Consider the following 17876-nt stretch of genomic DNA (forward strand, 5'->3'; position numbering starts at 1 on the left):
GAGCGCTGACATGACTCAAGTCAACCTGACTACTGCCAACGAATTCATCGCCCGCCACATCGGCCCGCGTTCCGGCGACGAGCAAGCCATGCTCAACAGCCTCGGTTTTGACTCCCTGGAAGCCCTGAGCGCCAGCGTCATCCCCGACAGCATCAAGGGCACCAGCGTCCTCGGTCTGGAAGACGGCCTGAGCGAAGCCGATGCCCTGGCCTTGATCAAGTCCATCGCCAGCAAAAACCAGCTGTTCAAGACCTACATCGGCCAGGGTTACTACGGCACCCACACGCCGTCGCCAATCCTGCGCAACCTGCTGGAAAACCCGGCCTGGTACACCGCGTACACCCCGTACCAGCCAGAAATTTCCCAAGGTCGTCTCGAAGCGCTGTTGAACTTCCAGACCCTGATCAGTGACCTCACCGGCCTGCCGATCGCCAACGCGTCCTTGCTCGACGAAGCCACCGCCGCCGCCGAAGCGATGACCTTCTGCAAGCGCCTGAGCAAGAACAAAGGCAGCCATGCCTTCTTCGCCTCCGTGCACTGCCACCCGCAAACCCTCGACGTGCTGCGCACCCGTGCCGAGCCGTTGGGCATCGACGTAGTGGTCGGCGACGAACTCGAACTGACTGACGTGACGCCGTTCTTCGGCGCCCTGCTGCAATACCCGGCGAGCAACGGTGACGTGTTCGATTACCGCGAGCTGACCGAACGCTTCCACGCCGCCAACGCGCTGGTCGCCGTCGCCGCTGACCTGCTGGCCCTGACCGTGTTGACTCCGCCGGGTGAATTCGGCGCCGACGTCGCCATCGGCAGCGCGCAACGCTTCGGCGTGCCACTGGGCTTCGGTGGTCCGCACGCGGCGTATTTCTCGACGAAAGATGCGTTCAAGCGCGACATGCCGGGCCGTCTGGTCGGTGTCTCCGTGGACCGCTTCGGCAAGCCGGCCCTGCGCCTGGCCATGCAGACCCGCGAGCAACACATCCGCCGCGAGAAGGCCACGTCGAACATCTGCACTGCGCAGGTCTTGCTGGCCAACATCGCCAGCATGTACGCCGTGTACCACGGCCCGAAAGGCCTGACCCAGATCGCCAACCGCATTCATCACCTGACCGCGATTCTGGCCAAAGGCTTGAGCGCATTGGGTCTGAACGTCGAGCAAGAAAGCTTCTTCGACACGCTGACCCTTAAAACCGGCGCCAACACTGCCGCGTTGCACGACAAGGCTCGCGCCCAGCAGATCAACCTGCGCGTCGTCGATGCCGAGCGTCTGGGCCTGTCCCTCGACGAAACCACTTCGCAAGCCGACGTGGAAACCCTGTGGGCCCTGTTCGCCGACGGCAAGGCGCTGCCAGACTTCGCCGCCCTCGCCGCTTCCGTGACCAGCACCCTCCCGGCCGCGCTGGTTCGCCAATCGCCGATCCTCAGCCACCCGGTGTTCAACCGTTATCACTCGGAAACCGAGTTGATGCGCTACCTGCGCAAGCTCGCCGACAAGGACCTGGCCCTGGATCGCACCATGATCCCGCTGGGTTCGTGCACCATGAAACTCAACGCCGCCAGCGAAATGATCCCGGTGACCTGGGCTGAATTCGGTGCCCTGCACCCATTCGCCCCGGCCGAGCAAAGCGCCGGCTACCAGCAACTGACCGACGAACTGGAAGCGATGCTGTGCGCCGCGACTGGCTACGACGCGATCTCGCTGCAACCGAACGCCGGTTCCCAGGGTGAGTACGCCGGCCTGTTGGCGATTCGCGCCTATCACCAGAGCCGTGGCGAAGACCGTCGCGACATCTGCCTGATCCCGTCGTCCGCCCACGGCACCAACCCGGCCACCGCCAACATGGCTGGCATGCGCGTAGTCGTCACCGCGTGCGATGCCCGCGGCAACGTTGACATCGAAGACCTGCGCGCCAAGGCCATCGAGCACCGCGAGCATCTCGCGGCATTGATGATCACTTACCCGTCGACCCACGGCGTGTTCGAAGAAGGCATCCGCGAAATCTGCGGCATCATTCATGACCACGGCGGCCAGGTGTACATCGACGGCGCCAACATGAACGCGATGGTCGGCCTCTGCGCACCGGGCAAGTTCGGCGGCGACGTGTCGCACCTGAACCTGCACAAAACCTTCTGCATCCCGCACGGCGGTGGCGGCCCGGGCGTCGGTCCGATTGGCGTCAAGTCGCACCTGACCCCGTTCCTGCCGGGTCACGGCACCATGGAGCGTAAAGAAGGCGCGGTCTGCGCGGCACCGTTCGGCAGCGCAAGCATTTTGCCGATTACCTGGATGTACATTCGAATGATGGGGGGCGCCGGTCTCAAGCGCGCTTCGCAATTGGCGATCCTCAATGCCAACTACATTTCCCGTCGCCTCGAAGAGCACTACCCAGTGCTGTACACCGGCAGCAACGGTCTGGTGGCGCACGAATGCATCCTCGACCTGCGTCCGCTGAAAGACAGCAGCGGCATCAGCGTCGATGACGTCGCCAAGCGCCTGATCGACTTCGGTTTCCACGCCCCGACCATGTCCTTCCCGGTCGCCGGCACACTGATGATCGAGCCGACCGAAAGCGAATCCAAGGAAGAACTGGACCGCTTCTGCGACGCCATGATCCGCATCCGCGAAGAAATCCGCGCAGTGGAAAACGGCACACTGGACAAGGACGACAACCCGCTGAAAAACGCTCCGCACACCGCGGCGGAAATCGTCGGCGAGTGGACGCATCCGTACAGCCGCGAGCAAGCGGTGTACCCGGTCGCGTCGCTGATCGAAGGCAAGTACTGGCCACCGGTCGGTCGTGTCGACAACGTGTTTGGCGATCGCAACCTGGTTTGCGCTTGCCCGTCGATCGAAAGCTACGCTTAAAAGAATAAGGGGGCGGGTTTACTCGCCCCACTTTCAAGAACACCACAAAACCCTGTGGGAGCTGGCTTGCCTGCGATGGCGGTGGATCAGCCAACTGAGATGCTGACTGCCCCACCGTCATCGCAGGCAAGCCAGCTCCCACAGGATCGTATTTAGTCAAAAGATTTCCGCCAATTCCTATAACAAGAAACCGGAGAACAACCATGTCGTTAAGCGTGTTCGACCTGTTCAAGATTGGCATCGGCCCCTCCAGCTCCCACACCGTCGGCCCGATGCGCGCTGCTGCGCGTTTCGCCGAAGGCTTGCGCCGTGAAGGGCTGCTGACTGCAACCGCCTGCGTCAAAGTCGAGCTCTACGGCTCGCTCGGCGCCACCGGAAAAGGCCACGGCAGCGACAAGGCCGTGTTGCTCGGCCTGGAAGGCGAACACCCCGACACCGTGAACACCGAAACCGTCGCCGCCCGTCTGCAAGACATTCGCGGCAATGGTCGCTTGAACCTGCTCGGCGAACACAGCATTGCGTTCAACGAGAAAGAACACCTGGCGATGATCCGCAAACCGTTGCCCTATCACCCCAACGGCATGATCTTTCGCGCGTTCGATGCTGCGGGCCTGCAGATCCGCAGCCGCGAGTACTACTCGGTCGGCGGCGGATTCGTGGTCGATGAAGACGCCGCCGGCGCAGACCGCATTGTCGAAGACGCCACGCCGCTGACCTTCCCGTTCAAAAGCGCCAAGGACCTGCTCAGTCATTGCGCCACGTATGGCTTGTCCATCAGCCAGTTGATGCTGACCAACGAAAGTGCCTGGCGCCCGGAAGCGGAAACCCGCGCCGGACTGCTGAACATCTGGCAAGTGATGCAGGACTGCGTCGCCGCCGGTTGCCGCAATGAAGGGATTCTGCCCGGAGGCTTGAAGGTCAAACGTCGAGCCGCTGCGCTGCATCGGCAACTGTGCAAGAACCCGGAATCGGCGCTGCGTGATCCGCTGTCGGTGCTGGACTGGGTCAACCTGTACGCGCTGGCGGTCAACGAAGAAAACGCCAACGGCGGGCGCGTCGTCACCGCGCCCACTAACGGTGCAGCGGGCATCGTCCCGGCGGTGCTGCATTACTACATGCGGTTTATTCCCGGCGCCAACGAAGACGGTGTCGTGCGCTTTCTGCTGACCGCCGCCGCCATCGGCATTCTCTACAAAGAAAACGCCTCGATCTCTGGCGCCGAAGTCGGTTGTCAGGGTGAAGTCGGCGTCGCCTGTTCCATGGCCGCCGGCGCGCTGTGCGAAGTGCTTGGCGGCACGGTGCAGCAAGTGGAAAACGCGGCGGAAATCGGCATGGAACATAACTTGGGCCTGACCTGCGACCCGATTGGCGGGCTGGTGCAAGTGCCTTGCATCGAGCGCAACGCCATGGGTTCGGTGAAAGCCATCAATGCCGTGCGCATGGCCCTGCGCGGCGACGGTCAGCACTTCGTCTCCCTCGACAAGGTCATCCGCACCATGCGCCAGACCGGCGCCGACATGAAAAGCAAATACAAGGAAACCGCCCGTGGCGGTTTGGCGGTCAACATTATCGAGTGCTGATGCCCACGCGCATCCGCACACTTTTTCAGGAGCTGAATATGTCCACCGAACAATTGCTGAAAACCCCGCTGCACGCACTGCACATCGAACTCGGCGCGCGCATGGTGCCGTTCGCCGGCTACGACATGCCGGTGCAGTACCCGTTGGGCGTGATGAAAGAACACCAGCACACCCGTGATCAGGCCGGGCTGTTCGATGTCTCGCACATGGGCCAGATCCGCCTGACCGGCGCCAATGCCGCCAAGGCCCTGGAAACCCTGGTGCCGGTGGACATCATCGACCTGCCGGTGGGCATGCAGCGCTACGCGATGTTCACCAATGAAACCGGCGGCATCCTCGACGACCTGATGGTCGCCAACCTGGGTAATGACGAACTGTTCCTGGTGGTCAACGCCGCCTGCAAGGATCAGGACCTTGCGCATCTGCAAAAGCACATAAGCGACCAGTGCACAATCGAACCGCTGTTCGAAGAACGCGCGCTGCTGGCCCTGCAAGGCCCGGCTGCCGTGACTGTACTCGCTCGTCTGGCGCCTGAAGTGGCGAAGATGACCTTCATGCAGTTCACCCGCGTGAAACTGTTGGGTGTCGAGTGCTTTGTCAGCCGTTCGGGCTACACCGGCGAAGACGGTTTCGAAATCTCCGTACCGGCTGCCAACGCCGAAGCCCTGGCGCGCGCCCTGCTGGCCGAACCTGAAGTGGCGGCCATCGGCCTCGGCGCTCGCGACTCGCTGCGCCTGGAAGCCGGCCTGTGCCTCTATGGCCACGACATGAACACCGACACCACCCCGATCGAAGCCAGCCTGCTGTGGGCCATCTCCAAGCCTCGTCGCGCTGATGGCGCACGGGCCGGCGGCTTCCCAGGTGCCGAGACCGTGTTCGCGCAACAACAAGCCGGCGTCAGCCGCAAGCGTGTGGGCCTGTTGCCTCAGGAACGCACGCCAGTGCGTGAAGGCGCAGAAATCGTCAATGAAGCGGGCGACATCATCGGCGCCGTGTGCAGCGGTGGTTTCGGCCCAACCCTGGGCGGTCCATTGGCAATGGGTTACCTCGACAGTGCTTATATCGCCATCGACACACCTGTATGGGCGATTGTGCGTGGGAAAAAGGTGCCTTTGCTTGTAAGCAAAATGCCATTTGTTCCACAACGCTACTATCGCGGCTGATTGACTGTTTCTATAAGTAACGCGGTTGCGCTAACAGTGCACTAATGTGTAACGCAACCGCCATAAAACAGTGCATGTCTTTGGCTCTAGCTTCGTTTATGAACGTTGCTTATAACGTTCGAAAACAATTGAACAACCCTATCGAATAAGCCAGCACTAGTGGACCCACTAACGCCATCAACCTGAGCAAAACCGGGCCTCTCGCGGGGGCTTGTTTTTTCTCCCGTAGTTGGCGTAGAGTTTGTTCACTGTGTTTGCATGGGTCGCTTGGAATCGTGACCTGGGCAGTAGCCTACAAGTTAGCTACATCCCGTTCGACGTCTTCTTACTCTCCTGCAACCAGCCCCAGTACTCTTTCATGAGAAAGAGGCTGTCATTAATTATTGCGTCAAAGGAAATAAGAAATGTCCCAACGTCAGAGCGGTACCGTCAAGTGGTTTAACGACGAGAAAGGTTTTGGTTTTATCACTCCAGAAAGCGGTCCGGATCTGTTCGTGCATTTCCGCGCTATTCAGGGCAACGGCTTCAAGAGCCTGAAAGAAGGCCAGAAAGTGACGTTCGTTGCTGTGCAAGGCCAGAAAGGCATGCAGGCTGACGAAGTACAAGCAGAAGCCTAATCTTCTGTAACGAAAAAGCCCCTGATGCTGACATCAGGGGCTTTTTTGTGCGCGTAAATCCGTAAAATGGATTCTTTTTCCGTCCAGAGGCTGCCATGTCGAAACACCTGCTCAACCCCCAGGGCGACTTTCCCGCCGCCACCCTGGGCCGTCGCCTGGCAGCGATGTTCTATGACTTCCTCTTGTGCACCGCCCTGCTGATCGTCACCAGCGGCATTTACAAGATGATCCAGATGGCAATCATCGGCGAAGACAAAATGCGCACCCTGACCGAAGCCGGTGCGCTGGACGGTGATCCATTGCTATCGACGGTGTTGCTGTTTGTGTTGTTTGGTTTTTTTGCCAAGTTCTGGACCTGGTCCGGTCAGACCCTGGGCATGCAGGTGTGGTGCATTCGCGTGCAGAACGCGGATGGTTCGTCGATCAGCCTGTGGCAGGCGCTGTTGCGGTTTGTGGTGTCGATCGCGTCGCTGTTGTGCGTTGGTCTTGGGTTCTTCTGGTCACTGTTCGATAAACAGAAACGCAGCTGGCATGACATGTACTCGAACACTCAGCTGGTTCGAATCCCGAAGAAAGCCAAGTAGCTGCGGGAAGCAAAAAGCACTGTGGGAGCGAGCAGGCTCGCTCCCACAGTTTTTTACGAGTACTTAAGCGTTACCGGCCAGTTTCATCCGCGCCGCCTGGGTGAAATCCAGCATCCGCTTCAACGGCCGAATCGCCTGCGGAATCAACGCCGGATCAACAAAGATCTCGTTAGTCCCTTCCTTCAAGCACTTCAGCGTGCGCTCAAGTGTGTTCATCGCCATCCACGGGCAGTGCGCGCAACTGCGGCACGCTGCGCCATTACCGGCCGTTGGCGCTTCGATGAAGACCTTGTCCGGGCACAGCTGCTGCATCTTGTAGAAGATGCCGCGATCGGTGGCGACGATTAGGGTCTTGTTCGGCAGACTCTGTGCCGCGGCAATCAACTGACTGGTGGAACCGACGGCATCCGCCAGCTCGATCACCGAGGTCGGCGACTCCGGGTGCACCAGAATCGCGGCGTCCGGGTACAGCGCTTTCATGTCTTCAAGCTGCTTGGACTTGAACTCTTCGTGAACGATGCAGGCACCGTCCCACAGCAGCATGTCCGCGCCAGTCTGGCGCTGAATGTAGGTGCCCAGGTGTTTGTCCGGGCCCCAGATGATGGTTTCGCCGTTGTCCATCAGGCTTTCGACGATCTCCAGCGCGCAGCTGGACGTTACCACCCAATCCGCCCGGGCTTTGACCGCCGCCGAGGTGTTGGCATACACCACCACCGTGCGTTCCGGATGCTGATCGCAGAACGCCGAAAACTCATCCACCGGGCAACCCAGGTCCAGCGAGCAGGTCGCTTCCAGGGTCGGCATCAGAATGCGTTTTTCAGGGTTGAGAATTTTGGCGGTTTCGCCCATGAACTTCACTCCGGCGACCAGCACGGTCTTGGCCGGGTGAGCACTGCCGAAGCGGGCCATCTCCAGTGAGTCGGAGACGCAACCACCGGTTTCTTCGGCCAGGGCCTGAATCACCGGATCGCAATAGAAGTGAGCAACCAGCACCGCGTCCTGAGCCTTGAGCTCGGCAGCGATGGCGGCACGGTAAAAAGCTTCCTCCTCGACGGTCAGCGGCTTGGGCTGCTTGGCGTCGAGGTGGGCTTGAACCAGAAGGCGTTCGGAAATTTGCGTCATGTTCGCAAGACCTGCAGGCGCTTTCGCGCGAAAGTCGAGTATACACCCGGCTCCGGACCCTTCAGGGTACCGCCGGGAGAGTGAGTATCATCAGGCACGGACAGCGGTGAAGCTGCGCAAGGCTACAGAATATCGCCCGGAGACAAAAGATCATTTCAACCAGAATCCGATATTTAACAGAGTGTTACCCAATTCCCGAAACACGCAGATTGCCAGCACTGAAAGGTGAAATGCTGGTGTCCGAAAAAATCCGGCCCACCTCATCCTTGATCCGAAAATCAGAATAACTTTATTGTAATCCAACCGTTGTCTTTGAATTTATTCCCTAGCACTTTGACCTCCCCGTTCATCGGCAGCTTCTTGCAAATTATGTTGACGGGGAACTCTCTCTGCTTTTCAAGCGGAACATACTTTTGCCCCGAAAACGCTTTGATTGAAGCATCAAAATAATCAAAGTTCAACGTGGAATCGCCCTGCGACTGGCGCTTCAGAGTATCGACAACAGTTTCCATTCGTTCAAGTACTGCACGGCAGCCGTTAGCAACCAAAGGAAAGTTGTATTGATAAGAAAATAGTGGAATCGGCATCATCGAAACCGAGTATGGCAGCTTGGCAGATAAATCGCTGTCCTGAATCACGATAGACATTGGGTCAATCGACGCCGCTTTATACTCGTCTGTAGAAGTGAACTGCAATCCTCGGAAATATCTGTACTCCAGCGCATTGAAGTTTAAGCCGTAAGCCTTGAATGTAAGATATAAAATAGTCGAGGCGACGATAAAGCACACAGACCTCGCACCTGTTACTGCGCAAGACCTAAGGAAATCAAGAAAAATGACTATTCCTACACCAGCCACTAGACTGGATGAATAATCAATATAATTTTTATAGGAGAGCATCACCCCGGAAACAACATGCACATTACATATTAAAAACAATGAAAGCGTAATAAAAAATTGCATGTGTACGTGACGACTGTCTTTTATAACGTATCGACTGGACAGAGCACATTGCACCAAAAGAAGACCAAGTGTTACAACCCCAGAAACAGGAAACATTGGAAGGTGATTTTTAATATAAGCATCTGGCATCGCGTTAATGAATGGATCTTTTGACAAAAACAGCAAATCAAAAAAAACAAAACCTAGCGAAATGACCAGATAAGAGCTTATGCAAGCAATGCTGATCCGCCAAAAACCCAGTTGCTTATTAAAAAACCAGGAATGCAACAAGATAAAGCCACAGAGCAGAAAGTACGCATACGCAATTCCTACATAAAAATACAGCAACGGTAACAGCACGAACAAACAAAGCATGCGCCTCGTCTTGACATAGGCTGCAATAGCCAACGCGACAAAAAAGTATGACAACTGAGGTTCTGGCGTTCTCAATGCCGATTGGTAATACTCCCAACCATAGCCCCAAAAACCATACTCTCTAGTCAGATGCGCTAGAAGTGGATTACCGAAATTAAAAAAAATTGGAGAGAACAAAATAATAACGCCATATATTAATGCGCGCCCATGTTGAACTTTCAGCTCACGAAAAATAAAAACGCTCAGAAAAAATGTGAGCGGCGTTAAAACACAATCAAACAGAATATTGACTTCACCCCCACTTAACCCTAAATGCTGGAGGGTATACACAATCGCACCGGACGCCCAGTAACCGGGCACTGCTAACGACCCCAAAGCACCTTGATAACTGAGGTAGGTTTCTTCATCCCAAGCGTTTACATAGATGAAATTTACCGACTCAAAGTAGGCGTAAATCATAGGAAAAGCGTAAGACAGATATGCCAACACCACAAAAAGCATGCTCAGCAGCATACCCCATGATACTTTCTCTGATGCCTGCTTCAATGCTACGAAAAACATAATGCAAAAATTCCATATCAGGAAGGCAAACTTTAATACGCCTGTTCTGGAGGCACTTACTTTACTGCACTAGTTACTTCTGACATAGGTGCCATATGCCGCCCTACTAATATAACCGTGCAGTATTCACTGCTGAGAACATTAACCAATAGCTCGCGCCAAAACCTCGACCACTTTATCTTGCTGCTCGGATGTCAGACCCACCCAAAGAGGCAAACGTAACAAGCACTCTGACAGCGTGTTGGTGACCTCCATGGAACCATGAACTCTTCCGTAACGCTGCCCCGCCGGTGACGAATGAAGAGGCACATAGTGGAACACGGCATAGACGCCGTTACGCTTCAGCTCTTCCAGAACAACTTGCCGATCAACGCTTGGTGACAGCAACACGTAATACATGTGCGCATTGTGCTGACATTCATCCGGGACGATTGGACGACGCAATAATCCCTTCTGTTCAAGTGGTGCAAGGGCAGCATGGTAATAGTCCCAGGTCGCCAAACGTCGATTGGTGATGCTGGTAGCTTCTTCAAGTTGCGCCCAAAGAAACGCGGCGATCAACTCTCCAGGCAAAAAGGAAGAGCCTACTTCTTGCCAAGTATATTTATCTACCTGACCACGAAAGAAACGACTGCGATCAGTGCCTTTCTCTCGAATGATTTCTGCGCGTAACGACAGCTGCGGCTCATTTACCAAAAGAGCACCGCCCTCACCCGAAATCACATTCTTCGTTTCGTGAAAACTAAAAGCACCAAGATCACCGATACTTCCAAGAGCATGTCCTTTATAAGCAGACATCACACCTTGAGCGGCATCCTCAACGACTTTGAGTCCATGTTTACGAGCGATGTGCATGATCGTGTCCATCTCACAGGACACACCTGCATAATGAACAGGAACAATGGCCTTGGTGCGTGGAGTAATGGCTGCTTCAATCAGCGTCTCATCCAGATTCAATGTATCTTTACGAATATCCACAAATACAGGAATAGCACCACGCAGCACAAAGGCATTGGCGGTTGAAACGAAGGTATAGGAAGGCAAAATCACTTCATCACCAGGTTGCACATCAAGTAACAACGCGGCCATTTCAAGTGCAGCGGTACAAGAATGAGTAAGAAGCGCTGTATTACAGCCGGTGGCCTGTTCAATCCAATGATGACAGCGCTTGGTAAAAGAACCGTCACCAGCCAGCATATTCCCGAACTTGGCTTCTGCGATGTAGTACAGTTCTTTACCCGTCATATAGGGACGATTGAATAGTATTTTTTCAGTGCTCATGCCTGCTCCGACTGCTTTTTTGCTGTTCAGTAAATTTTCGGAGTTTCATTAAAATCTACGATTAAAAACGTTTAAGCCTCAGAGAGCCTCAGAAAGCTGAAGATTCTTGACAAACTGGTAAAAACGTAAATTTAATCTTGCAACTCCGTCACCACTCGTTGTTTTATAACCTTTGCAGGGTTCCCTACAGCTACGCAATAAGGAGGGATATCCTTTGTTACCACCGACCCAGCGCCAATGACAGCTCCCTCACCAATGACAACGCCTGGTAAAATGATGCTTTTGCCTCCTACCCATACATATCGACATATCTTTACGGGTGCAGATATATCTGGCAACGCTAGAAAATTATAATCATGAGTGGATGAAAATATAACAACCCCCGGCCCCAAAACCACATTATCTTCGAGTATTATTACGCCAGCGGAAGTTTGCATCGACGAATACAATTCACAACCACGATTAATATCTACGTTATTGCCTATCGAAACCCGCCAAGGGTATCTAATAAAACAATGATAATCGAGCAACCCACCCTTACCATATTTTTTAAAATAAAAACGAAAAATAAAGTTTCTTATAACATGCGGCATCAAATCAAGAAAAAACCATAACAAAGTTGAACAATAACTATACGACGAGTACAGAAATACGGCCAACCTTCTATTTTTTATAACTGCTTTCATAAGATATGACTTCTATGCACAAAGTATTTATTTAAAAAATAAAAATAAACAGAGACACAAACAATAGAGGCCAGTTGAACAATGCTTGCAGGAAAACCCAAGATATCCACCCCCCCATAGAGCATGGATATATTCAACGCATAGCCGGAAAGTAACATAATGCATAGACGAAGCAGACCAGAGTGAAGCGTTACGGAACTTTCAAAAACCAGTTTCCGATTAAGCAGAAAACTGGCCAAGACCCCCATCAAGTAGGTAACGGACGCGGACAACTTATGGTCTATTCCCACCAGCAGGAATAGAAGAAAAAGACCATATCCAGCCCCATTGACAATCGCGCCAACGCCTAAATATTTGACAATCTGCACCAGGCTTAGGGATGCCAGTCGGTGGTTTTTTATATTGTTCAAATAACTTAAACCCTTGAATGCGCCTAACCTAGGCATCTGGAGCAAAATCCCGTTCGATAATCGAACAGATCAGCATCTTTTTACCCCCAATCGCTGCAGTATATTCCATGTCGCTAATTTTTTCCTTCGCAGGTCAAGAATGAGCGAAGTTTACACCGCGCGAATTGGTTCCTCCCGCCATCCCCAGATATACCACGGGGCGTCGGGGCCGACATTAAACAGCAAGTCCAATATCGAAACACCGTGCTCGAATGGTAGGAAACGCTGAAGGTACTCAGGATATCCGGAATAATTTTTCCAGATCAAATCTACACCAACTTCGGAAAAGGCATGAGGATCGATATAATCTTTTGCAGCGGGACCAGATATGTAGCGACTTGCTCCCGTCTTAACGACCAGATCCAGTAATCTCTCAAGCTTTTTTCCCGAGAGTGAATAATCACGCGAGTCTTCAAATTTAGTGTTGAGACCTAGAACGTCGACCGAAATTTTACGAATCAAATACTGATTTAATTCTGAGAGATTCGACCATTGCCGACCTAGGTAGATCTCTTCGAACAATTCTTTGTACAATAAAAAGTAAGGCGATCTTCTATAATTTTGCTCAATCGTTTTCCAATGCTTCACCTGCCAGGCAGCGCTTTTAATACTGACTTCACATATAAGACGGCAGGCATCACCACCAACAGGAACAGTAAGCCATTGACTTCCATTGGCAGTCTTTAGCTTATTGCGATTACGCCAATCATTTTTAGTGTATTGGAGGTCATCATAGAAAACAAAAATATCTGCATCATGAATCAGGTCGAAATAGCCTTTCCATGGAATGTAATTTGACTGTAAAACTACCGTGGTTTTCATTTAAAAAACTTTCCGGATGCGTTAGTTTCAGCTGAGCCAGGAGTTTAGTCAGCGCGCTCGCCTTCTCGATATCAAAATATCTATCATTGAATAAGTTTATGACATGCCGCTGCATTTTTTCGGCTATGGGTGCGTCGCCAGGCCCGAAAACCCCTGCCAAGGAATCATAATGTCTACTTGCAAACAAACCCTCTTTTGTAATCACATCCAAAACGTTCGAATTATTTCGCACAACAATATTGAAACGCCAGGACTGGAACTTTCCGGCAAGCTGAACTTCCGGAGGAATTCCGAATGTATAAACAGCATTTATTGAATTCTTTATTTGCGACGCACGCTCGCATTCTTTTTCTACCAGAGAGCGATAACGTGACCAACTCATTGAGGGAGCAGTTGTATCTAACCAATTTCCATCTTTGTAATTATAATACTTACGAGTTGCGAGACAGTTTTTATAATCTTCTATCACCGCTTCCAGATCAGTAACACTGAATGGAAGGACAGAACGACAATAGGGGAGCTCATCACTGATAACAGCAAAGCCACCAAAGCCCAAATCGACAAACTTCGCATATCCTGTACTGTACAGAGTCGCGTCAGTGTTCGGGAGTAAAGCTTCGTTAAATTCGGGCGGGCACAAACAGCGATCATCGATAATAACCGAGCCCGGTGATATAGACTTTATTTCCGCAAAAATAGCGGAGGTTTCAAAAACAGCCCCATATGACCGCACGTAGATAATTCCGGCAGGCTTCTCACCTCGTTTCATCCAACGCTTCATTATGGCATCGTGGTCCATACAAAGCGTTTCCGGCGAAACATCAACAAACTCAAAGCTTCTCTTTGCTTTAAGCAGAACAAGCGGAACTATAGGACAGACATTGGCTGGCAACAAAAAACAGCCATTTGACGGAGAGCTTTTAATAATATTAAACAATACAGTAGCTGCCCGCTGCTCATAAACGAAGCGCGCGACAACTTCATCACTCATTACTACAGTATCAGAGTTCAAGTTCGTGCTCACGAGGCGCGTCTTCGGCTCGCCACATTGAAATAAAAACTTTCTGCCCATCTAGGTAAAAGTACGCCGGATACTTTTTGGAGTCGCACGCACGAATCGAATTATACAGCTCGTTCAAGGGTTTTTCCGGATCAATTCGCGAGTCCTCCGGACACCTTTTGGGCGCAACCACTTTGGTCAGAACGGGGTCCTGTGGGACTCCTCGAATTTTGCCAATGCGAATAAGTGAAATCAACTCCAGGACAAATACAGGCATTAGATCATTTGCTTGCTTTTTTATTGAAGCTGTCGTACTGAAATTCGATATGGGAAATTTTACTTGATGAAAAACATCACCATCATCCAACCCTTTAGTAAGACGATGAGCTGTTATCCCATGCTCTCGCTCCCCATTTATAATGACATAGGGCTCAGTGTGATAGCCTTTGTATTGCGGCAAAATGGCGGGATGGATATTTATAACTAACCGGTTTCCAAGTAGATCTAGAAGGCTCTCACTTAGAATTCTCCGCCACCCCATTGAAATAACAACATCCGGATCAATATCTAATAAGACTCGTGCTATTTCAGTTTGCTCATAGGGAACCTTGATTGCTCGCCCCCCCAACAAATCTTCTATAGATTTCTGCGCATCTGCCGGGAAAAGCGGCTCATTCTCGGGCATTACTACATAAACATCGTCAATAGTCGAAGCATGCTGTTTTAATACATCACTAAAATCAACACCCCACATATATACTATCTTCATACGCCCACCTATATAATGCCGCCAACTGCTATCGCGAAGCATACTCCACAAAACCCAGAGACTTCGATTTACATCACCGGACGATTACCACGCTTTTTTGACTTAACGTATATTACTTTGCGCATCCGTTGACTCCCTTATCAAATACAACGGCTTCCTGGATGATTTAAAGTTAATCCGCCCCAAGTACTCACCAAAAACCCCAAGAACCAACAACTGTACGCCGCCAAAAGCGAGTATACCCGCCATTATTGAGGCATATCCAGACACTGTGACGTGACCAGTGAGAAAACTTAGAAAGATAACAACCAACCAGCCAGCACCTAACAAAAACGCTGCAAAACCCAACCAAGTAGCCATTCTCAGGGGTAAATCGGAAAACGTTACGAAGATGTTTATTGTATGAGTCAACAGTTTTTTTAGTGTGTAGTTACTTTCGCCGTGAGCACGAGACTCATGAGGAACAGACACTGTAGCGTAATTGTTGGTCAACCAAGACAGGTACCCATCGACAAAGGGATAAGGAGAGTCAAATTGAGTCAAGGCTCGCGCAAGGTCACCACGAATGACACGATAGCTTGTGTAATCGTAGTTTAAAGAGGGGATAGCCTTGTTAAACATCCATCGCGCAGCAGCAGAAGTAATATTTCGCCACTTGCTGTGCGTGCGCTCCGAGTACACTCCGTAAACCAGGTCAGCCCCCTGCAACGCCTTTTCATATAAAGCCGGAATGTGTTCAGGCGCTTGTTCCAAGTCATCGTCCAACGTAATGACCCACTGACCTTTAGAGGAGGAGAACCCGCAAATAGTCGCCGCGTGCTGACCGAAGTTACGACTAAAGTTAATGCCTCGTACACGCTCATCCTCTTCGGCAATCTCTTGTATCATCCGCCATGATTGATCACCACCGGAGTCTTCAACGAATATCAATTCAAATGATAGGCTCGACTGCTCTAGCACCGCAACAATGCGCTCATATAATTCACGGAGTGTTTTTTCACCGCGATATACAGGTACCACAATGGATATAGTTGGGCTGGGTGACGTGCTAGCTTTCGGATTCATGTGCAAACTTCTATCTTGACATTAATCTGAGCGTACATATTTTTCCCCTGTGCAATTCTACTTTGTCGCAGTATGTCAGATGAGCCGGTGATTCTGAATGCCTACGGAATAAATCCCTCAGGCTCAAAAACCGTTCATTCATAGCACTTTCAAGAAAAATTTCCGATACCTTCGTCAAGACACTCGCACCAAACGAGCAACAGGCTTACGAGGCCGCCTACCGCCCTTAAATCAGGCGGAATCAGACATCCTTCCTTGGGCCAAGCAACAGCACCAGCCGTAGCTTCAGACACGCAGGAAGATCGCCTTAGCGCTGGATTGAGCTGGATTGAGTTGGGCAGGATTAGCGACTACCTATGCGATGGCCTAATCACAAGCAAACAAACACACCACTGCCCCGCCCACACCGCACACTTTCTTCCGAACAAAAAAAAATCCGGAAATCCTCACTTGCGTGGGCCTTCCAGACTTTTAAAACTGCTACAAAAATGGTGGGTCGTGTGGGATTCGAACCTACGACCAATTGGTTAAAAGCCAACTGCTCTACCAACTGAGCTAACGACCCGCTGTGTGGTGGCGCGTATAATACTGATTTTTAAGGACTATTCAACACCTAATTTGAAATAAATCAAAAATAAGGTGTTGGGTCGCTTACGCCGGCCGCTGCAAAGCCTTCTGCACGCAGTCGGCAGCTGTCGCATTTGCCGCACGCACGGCCGTTATCATCCGCCTGATAGCAGGAAACGGTCAGCCCATAATCGACCCCCAGCTTCACGCCTGCCTGGACGATCTGTGCCTTGCTGAGGTTCTGCAGCGGCGCCTGGATGCGGAAGCCATTGCCCTCGACACCGGCCTTCGTCGCCAGATTGGCCGTGCGCTCGAAAGACTCGATGAACTCGGGACGGCAATCCGGGTAACCGGAGTAATCCACCGCGTTCACGCCAATAAAAATGTCACGCGCGCCGAGGACTTCAGCCCAACCCAGCGCCAGGGATAGAAACACCGTGTTGCGCGCCGGCACGTAAGTCACCGGAATACCTTCGCCCGCCACTTCCGGAACGTCGATGCTGCTGTCGGTCAGTGCCGAACCGCCGATACCGTTCAGGTTCAGGCCGATCACCTTGTGCTCCACCACGCCCAGATCGCGGGCGACACGTTCGGCGGCGTGCAGCTCGGCGTGAGAGCGCTGACCATAGTCAAAGCTCATGGTATAGCAGCTGTAGCCTTCAGCACGTGCCATGGCCACGACCGTCGCGGAGTCGAGGCCACCAGACAGCAGGATAACCGCACGTTTTTCAGCAGTGTTCAGTTGTTCAGTCATCTCAGCGCCCCGGCTCGTCATTCCAAAGATACTTATGCAGCTGCAATTGCAGACGCACTGGCAGGTTGTCCGCCACCACCCAGTCAGCCAGGTCTCGCGCATTCAGGTCATGATGGCTTGGCGAAAACAGCACTTCGCCTGCACGTTTGTCCAGACCGTACTGAATCAGTTTGGAGACGGCCCAGTCGTAGTCGTCCCGCGAGCAGATGACAAACTTCACCTGATCGTTGGGCGTGAGCAGTTCGATGTTCTCGTAGCGGTTGCGGTGTGCTTCTTTCGAACCTGGGGTTTTGAGGTCGACGACGCGACTGACCCGTGGATCGACCGCCGAGATGTCGAGCGCGCCACTGGTTTCCAGCGACACTTCGTAACCGGCGTCACACAACTGCTTAAGCAATGGGATGGCATTGGGTTGCGCCAGCGGCTCGCCACCGGTGACACAGACGTAACGCGGACGGAAACCGGCCACTTGCTCGAGGATATCGTCGAGCGGGCGAATGGTGCCACCAGTGAACGCGTAGGCGCTGTCGCAGTATTGGCAACGCAATGGGCAACCGGTCAGGCGCACAAAAACTGTGGGCAGCCCGGCAGTCCGCGTCTCACCCTGCAACGAGTAGAAAACTTCGGTGATTCTCAATGTGTCTTGCATAGTCGCCACGGGCATAACAGCTAAACAG

The 17876-nt window shown here is 52.6% G+C and carries 16 protein-coding genes and 1 tRNA gene; 5 read left to right on the plus strand and 12 right to left on the minus strand.

Annotation, left to right across the window (positions count from 1 at the left end; genetic code table 11):
- Positions 1–10: 10 nt before the first annotated feature.
- The 5 genes from gcvP to K0F88_RS14465 all read left to right on the plus strand — a co-directional run bounded on the left by gcvP (position 11) and on the right by K0F88_RS14465 (position 6807).
- The gene (gene gcvP / locus K0F88_RS14445) at positions 11–2863 is read left to right on the plus strand and encodes an aminomethyl-transferring glycine dehydrogenase (RefSeq protein WP_219095486.1); all 2853 of its coding nucleotides are present in this window, start codon (positions 11–13) and stop codon (positions 2861–2863) included.
- 203 nt (positions 2864–3066) lie between these two features.
- On the plus strand, positions 3067–4443 hold the full coding sequence (locus K0F88_RS14450) for an L-serine ammonia-lyase (protein WP_145309233.1): 1377 nt from the start codon (positions 3067–3069) through the stop codon (positions 4441–4443).
- Between the two features lie 38 nt (positions 4444–4481).
- Entirely contained in the window at positions 4482–5606 is a 1125-nt protein-coding gene (gene gcvT / locus K0F88_RS14455) for a glycine cleavage system aminomethyltransferase GcvT (RefSeq protein ID WP_219095487.1), read from the plus strand.
- 404 nt (positions 5607–6010) lie between these two features.
- The gene (locus tag K0F88_RS14460; RefSeq protein WP_003175786.1) at positions 6011–6223 is read left to right on the plus strand and encodes a cold-shock protein; all 213 of its coding nucleotides are present in this window, start codon (positions 6011–6013) and stop codon (positions 6221–6223) included.
- A 95-nt stretch (positions 6224–6318) separates the two neighbouring features.
- Complete coding sequence (locus K0F88_RS14465) at positions 6319–6807, plus strand: RDD family protein (protein WP_219095488.1); 489 nt, start codon at positions 6319–6321, stop codon at positions 6805–6807.
- A gap of 63 nt (positions 6808–6870) precedes the next feature.
- Here K0F88_RS14465 and nadA read toward each other — a convergent pair whose 3' ends face one another.
- From nadA to queE, 12 genes are all read right to left on the minus strand, one after another.
- Complete coding sequence (nadA, locus tag K0F88_RS14470; RefSeq protein WP_077748706.1) at positions 6871–7929, minus strand: quinolinate synthase NadA; 1059 nt, start codon at positions 7927–7929, stop codon at positions 6871–6873.
- A gap of 278 nt (positions 7930–8207) precedes the next feature.
- The gene (locus K0F88_RS14475) at positions 8208–9806 is read right to left on the minus strand and encodes a hypothetical protein (protein ID WP_219095489.1); all 1599 of its coding nucleotides are present in this window, start codon (positions 9804–9806) and stop codon (positions 8208–8210) included.
- A gap of 141 nt (positions 9807–9947) precedes the next feature.
- Positions 9948–11087 (minus strand): dTDP-4-amino-4,6-dideoxygalactose transaminase, encoded by a 1140-nt coding sequence (gene rffA / locus K0F88_RS14480; RefSeq protein ID WP_219095490.1) that lies wholly within the window; start codon positions 11085–11087, stop codon positions 9948–9950.
- Positions 11088–11218: 131 nt separating this feature from the next.
- Positions 11219–11773 (minus strand): DapH/DapD/GlmU-related protein, encoded by a 555-nt coding sequence (locus K0F88_RS32815; RefSeq protein ID WP_306823126.1) that lies wholly within the window; start codon positions 11771–11773, stop codon positions 11219–11221.
- A complete protein-coding gene (locus K0F88_RS14490) occupies positions 11770–12183 on the minus strand; it encodes a GtrA family protein (RefSeq protein WP_219095491.1) in 414 nt (137 codons plus the stop codon). Before K0F88_RS14490 ends, K0F88_RS32815 begins: the two co-directional genes overlap by 4 nt.
- Positions 12184–12333: 150 nt before the next feature.
- Positions 12334–13044, minus strand: a complete 711-nt coding sequence (locus K0F88_RS14495) for a WbqC family protein (RefSeq protein ID WP_219095492.1) — start codon at positions 13042–13044, stop codon at positions 12334–12336.
- Positions 12977–14056 (minus strand): hypothetical protein, encoded by a 1080-nt coding sequence (locus K0F88_RS14500; RefSeq protein ID WP_219095493.1) that lies wholly within the window; start codon positions 14054–14056, stop codon positions 12977–12979. Before K0F88_RS14500 ends, K0F88_RS14495 begins: the two co-directional genes overlap by 68 nt.
- Positions 14046–14813, minus strand: a complete 768-nt coding sequence (locus tag K0F88_RS14505) for a methionyl-tRNA formyltransferase (protein ID WP_219095494.1) — start codon at positions 14811–14813, stop codon at positions 14046–14048. Before K0F88_RS14505 ends, K0F88_RS14500 begins: the two co-directional genes overlap by 11 nt.
- Positions 14814–14915: 102 nt before the next feature.
- The gene (locus K0F88_RS14510) at positions 14916–15878 is read right to left on the minus strand and encodes a glycosyltransferase family 2 protein (protein ID WP_219095495.1); all 963 of its coding nucleotides are present in this window, start codon (positions 15876–15878) and stop codon (positions 14916–14918) included.
- 489 nt (positions 15879–16367) lie between these two features.
- A tRNA-Lys gene (locus K0F88_RS14515) sits at positions 16368–16443 on the minus strand.
- Positions 16444–16506: 63 nt separating this feature from the next.
- Positions 16507–17199: a 7-cyano-7-deazaguanine synthase QueC gene (gene queC, locus K0F88_RS14520; RefSeq protein ID WP_219095496.1), complete on the minus strand. Its 693-nt coding sequence runs from the start codon at positions 17197–17199 to the stop codon at positions 16507–16509.
- A gap of 1 nt (position 17200) precedes the next feature.
- Positions 17201–17848, minus strand: coding sequence for a 7-carboxy-7-deazaguanine synthase QueE (gene queE / locus K0F88_RS14525; RefSeq protein ID WP_219095497.1), 648 nt, complete (start codon positions 17846–17848; stop codon positions 17201–17203).
- Positions 17849–17876: the final 28 nt, after the last annotated feature.

The sequence above is a fragment of the Pseudomonas sp. UMAB-40 genome, from assembly GCF_900095275.1.
Taxonomy (GTDB): Bacteria; Pseudomonadota; Gammaproteobacteria; order Pseudomonadales; family Pseudomonadaceae; genus Aquipseudomonas; species Aquipseudomonas mandelii_B.

Excerpts from the sequence above, each read along its gene's own strand:
- K0F88_RS14465 (WP_219095488.1), top strand. The coding sequence starts at position 6,319 with ATGTCGAAACACCTGCTCAACCCCCAGGGCGACTTTCCCGCCGCCACC.
- K0F88_RS14475 (WP_219095489.1), bottom strand. The coding sequence starts at position 9,806 with ATGTTTTTCGTAGCATTGAAGCAGGCATCAGAGAAAGTATCATGGGGT.
- queE (WP_219095497.1), bottom strand. The coding sequence starts at position 17,848 with ATGCAAGACACATTGAGAATCACCGAAGTTTTCTACTCGTTGCAGGGT.
- K0F88_RS14495 (WP_219095492.1), bottom strand. The coding sequence starts at position 13,044 with ATGAAAACCACGGTAGTTTTACAGTCAAATTACATTCCATGGAAAGGC.
- nadA (WP_077748706.1), bottom strand. The coding sequence starts at position 7,929 with ATGACGCAAATTTCCGAACGCCTTCTGGTTCAAGCCCACCTCGACGCC.
- K0F88_RS14505 (WP_219095494.1), bottom strand. The coding sequence starts at position 14,813 with ATGAAGATAGTATATATGTGGGGTGTTGATTTTAGTGATGTATTAAAA.
- K0F88_RS32815 (WP_306823126.1), bottom strand. The coding sequence starts at position 11,773 with ATGAAAGCAGTTATAAAAAATAGAAGGTTGGCCGTATTTCTGTACTCG.
- queC (WP_219095496.1), bottom strand. The coding sequence starts at position 17,199 with ATGACTGAACAACTGAACACTGCTGAAAAACGTGCGGTTATCCTGCTG.
- K0F88_RS14460 (WP_003175786.1), top strand. The coding sequence starts at position 6,011 with ATGTCCCAACGTCAGAGCGGTACCGTCAAGTGGTTTAACGACGAGAAA.
- gcvP (WP_219095486.1), top strand. The coding sequence starts at position 11 with ATGACTCAAGTCAACCTGACTACTGCCAACGAATTCATCGCCCGCCAC.
- gcvT (WP_219095487.1), top strand. The coding sequence starts at position 4,482 with ATGTCCACCGAACAATTGCTGAAAACCCCGCTGCACGCACTGCACATC.
- rffA (WP_219095490.1), bottom strand. The coding sequence starts at position 11,087 with ATGAGCACTGAAAAAATACTATTCAATCGTCCCTATATGACGGGTAAA.
- K0F88_RS14450 (WP_145309233.1), top strand. The coding sequence starts at position 3,067 with ATGTCGTTAAGCGTGTTCGACCTGTTCAAGATTGGCATCGGCCCCTCC.
- K0F88_RS14510 (WP_219095495.1), bottom strand. The coding sequence starts at position 15,878 with ATGAATCCGAAAGCTAGCACGTCACCCAGCCCAACTATATCCATTGTG.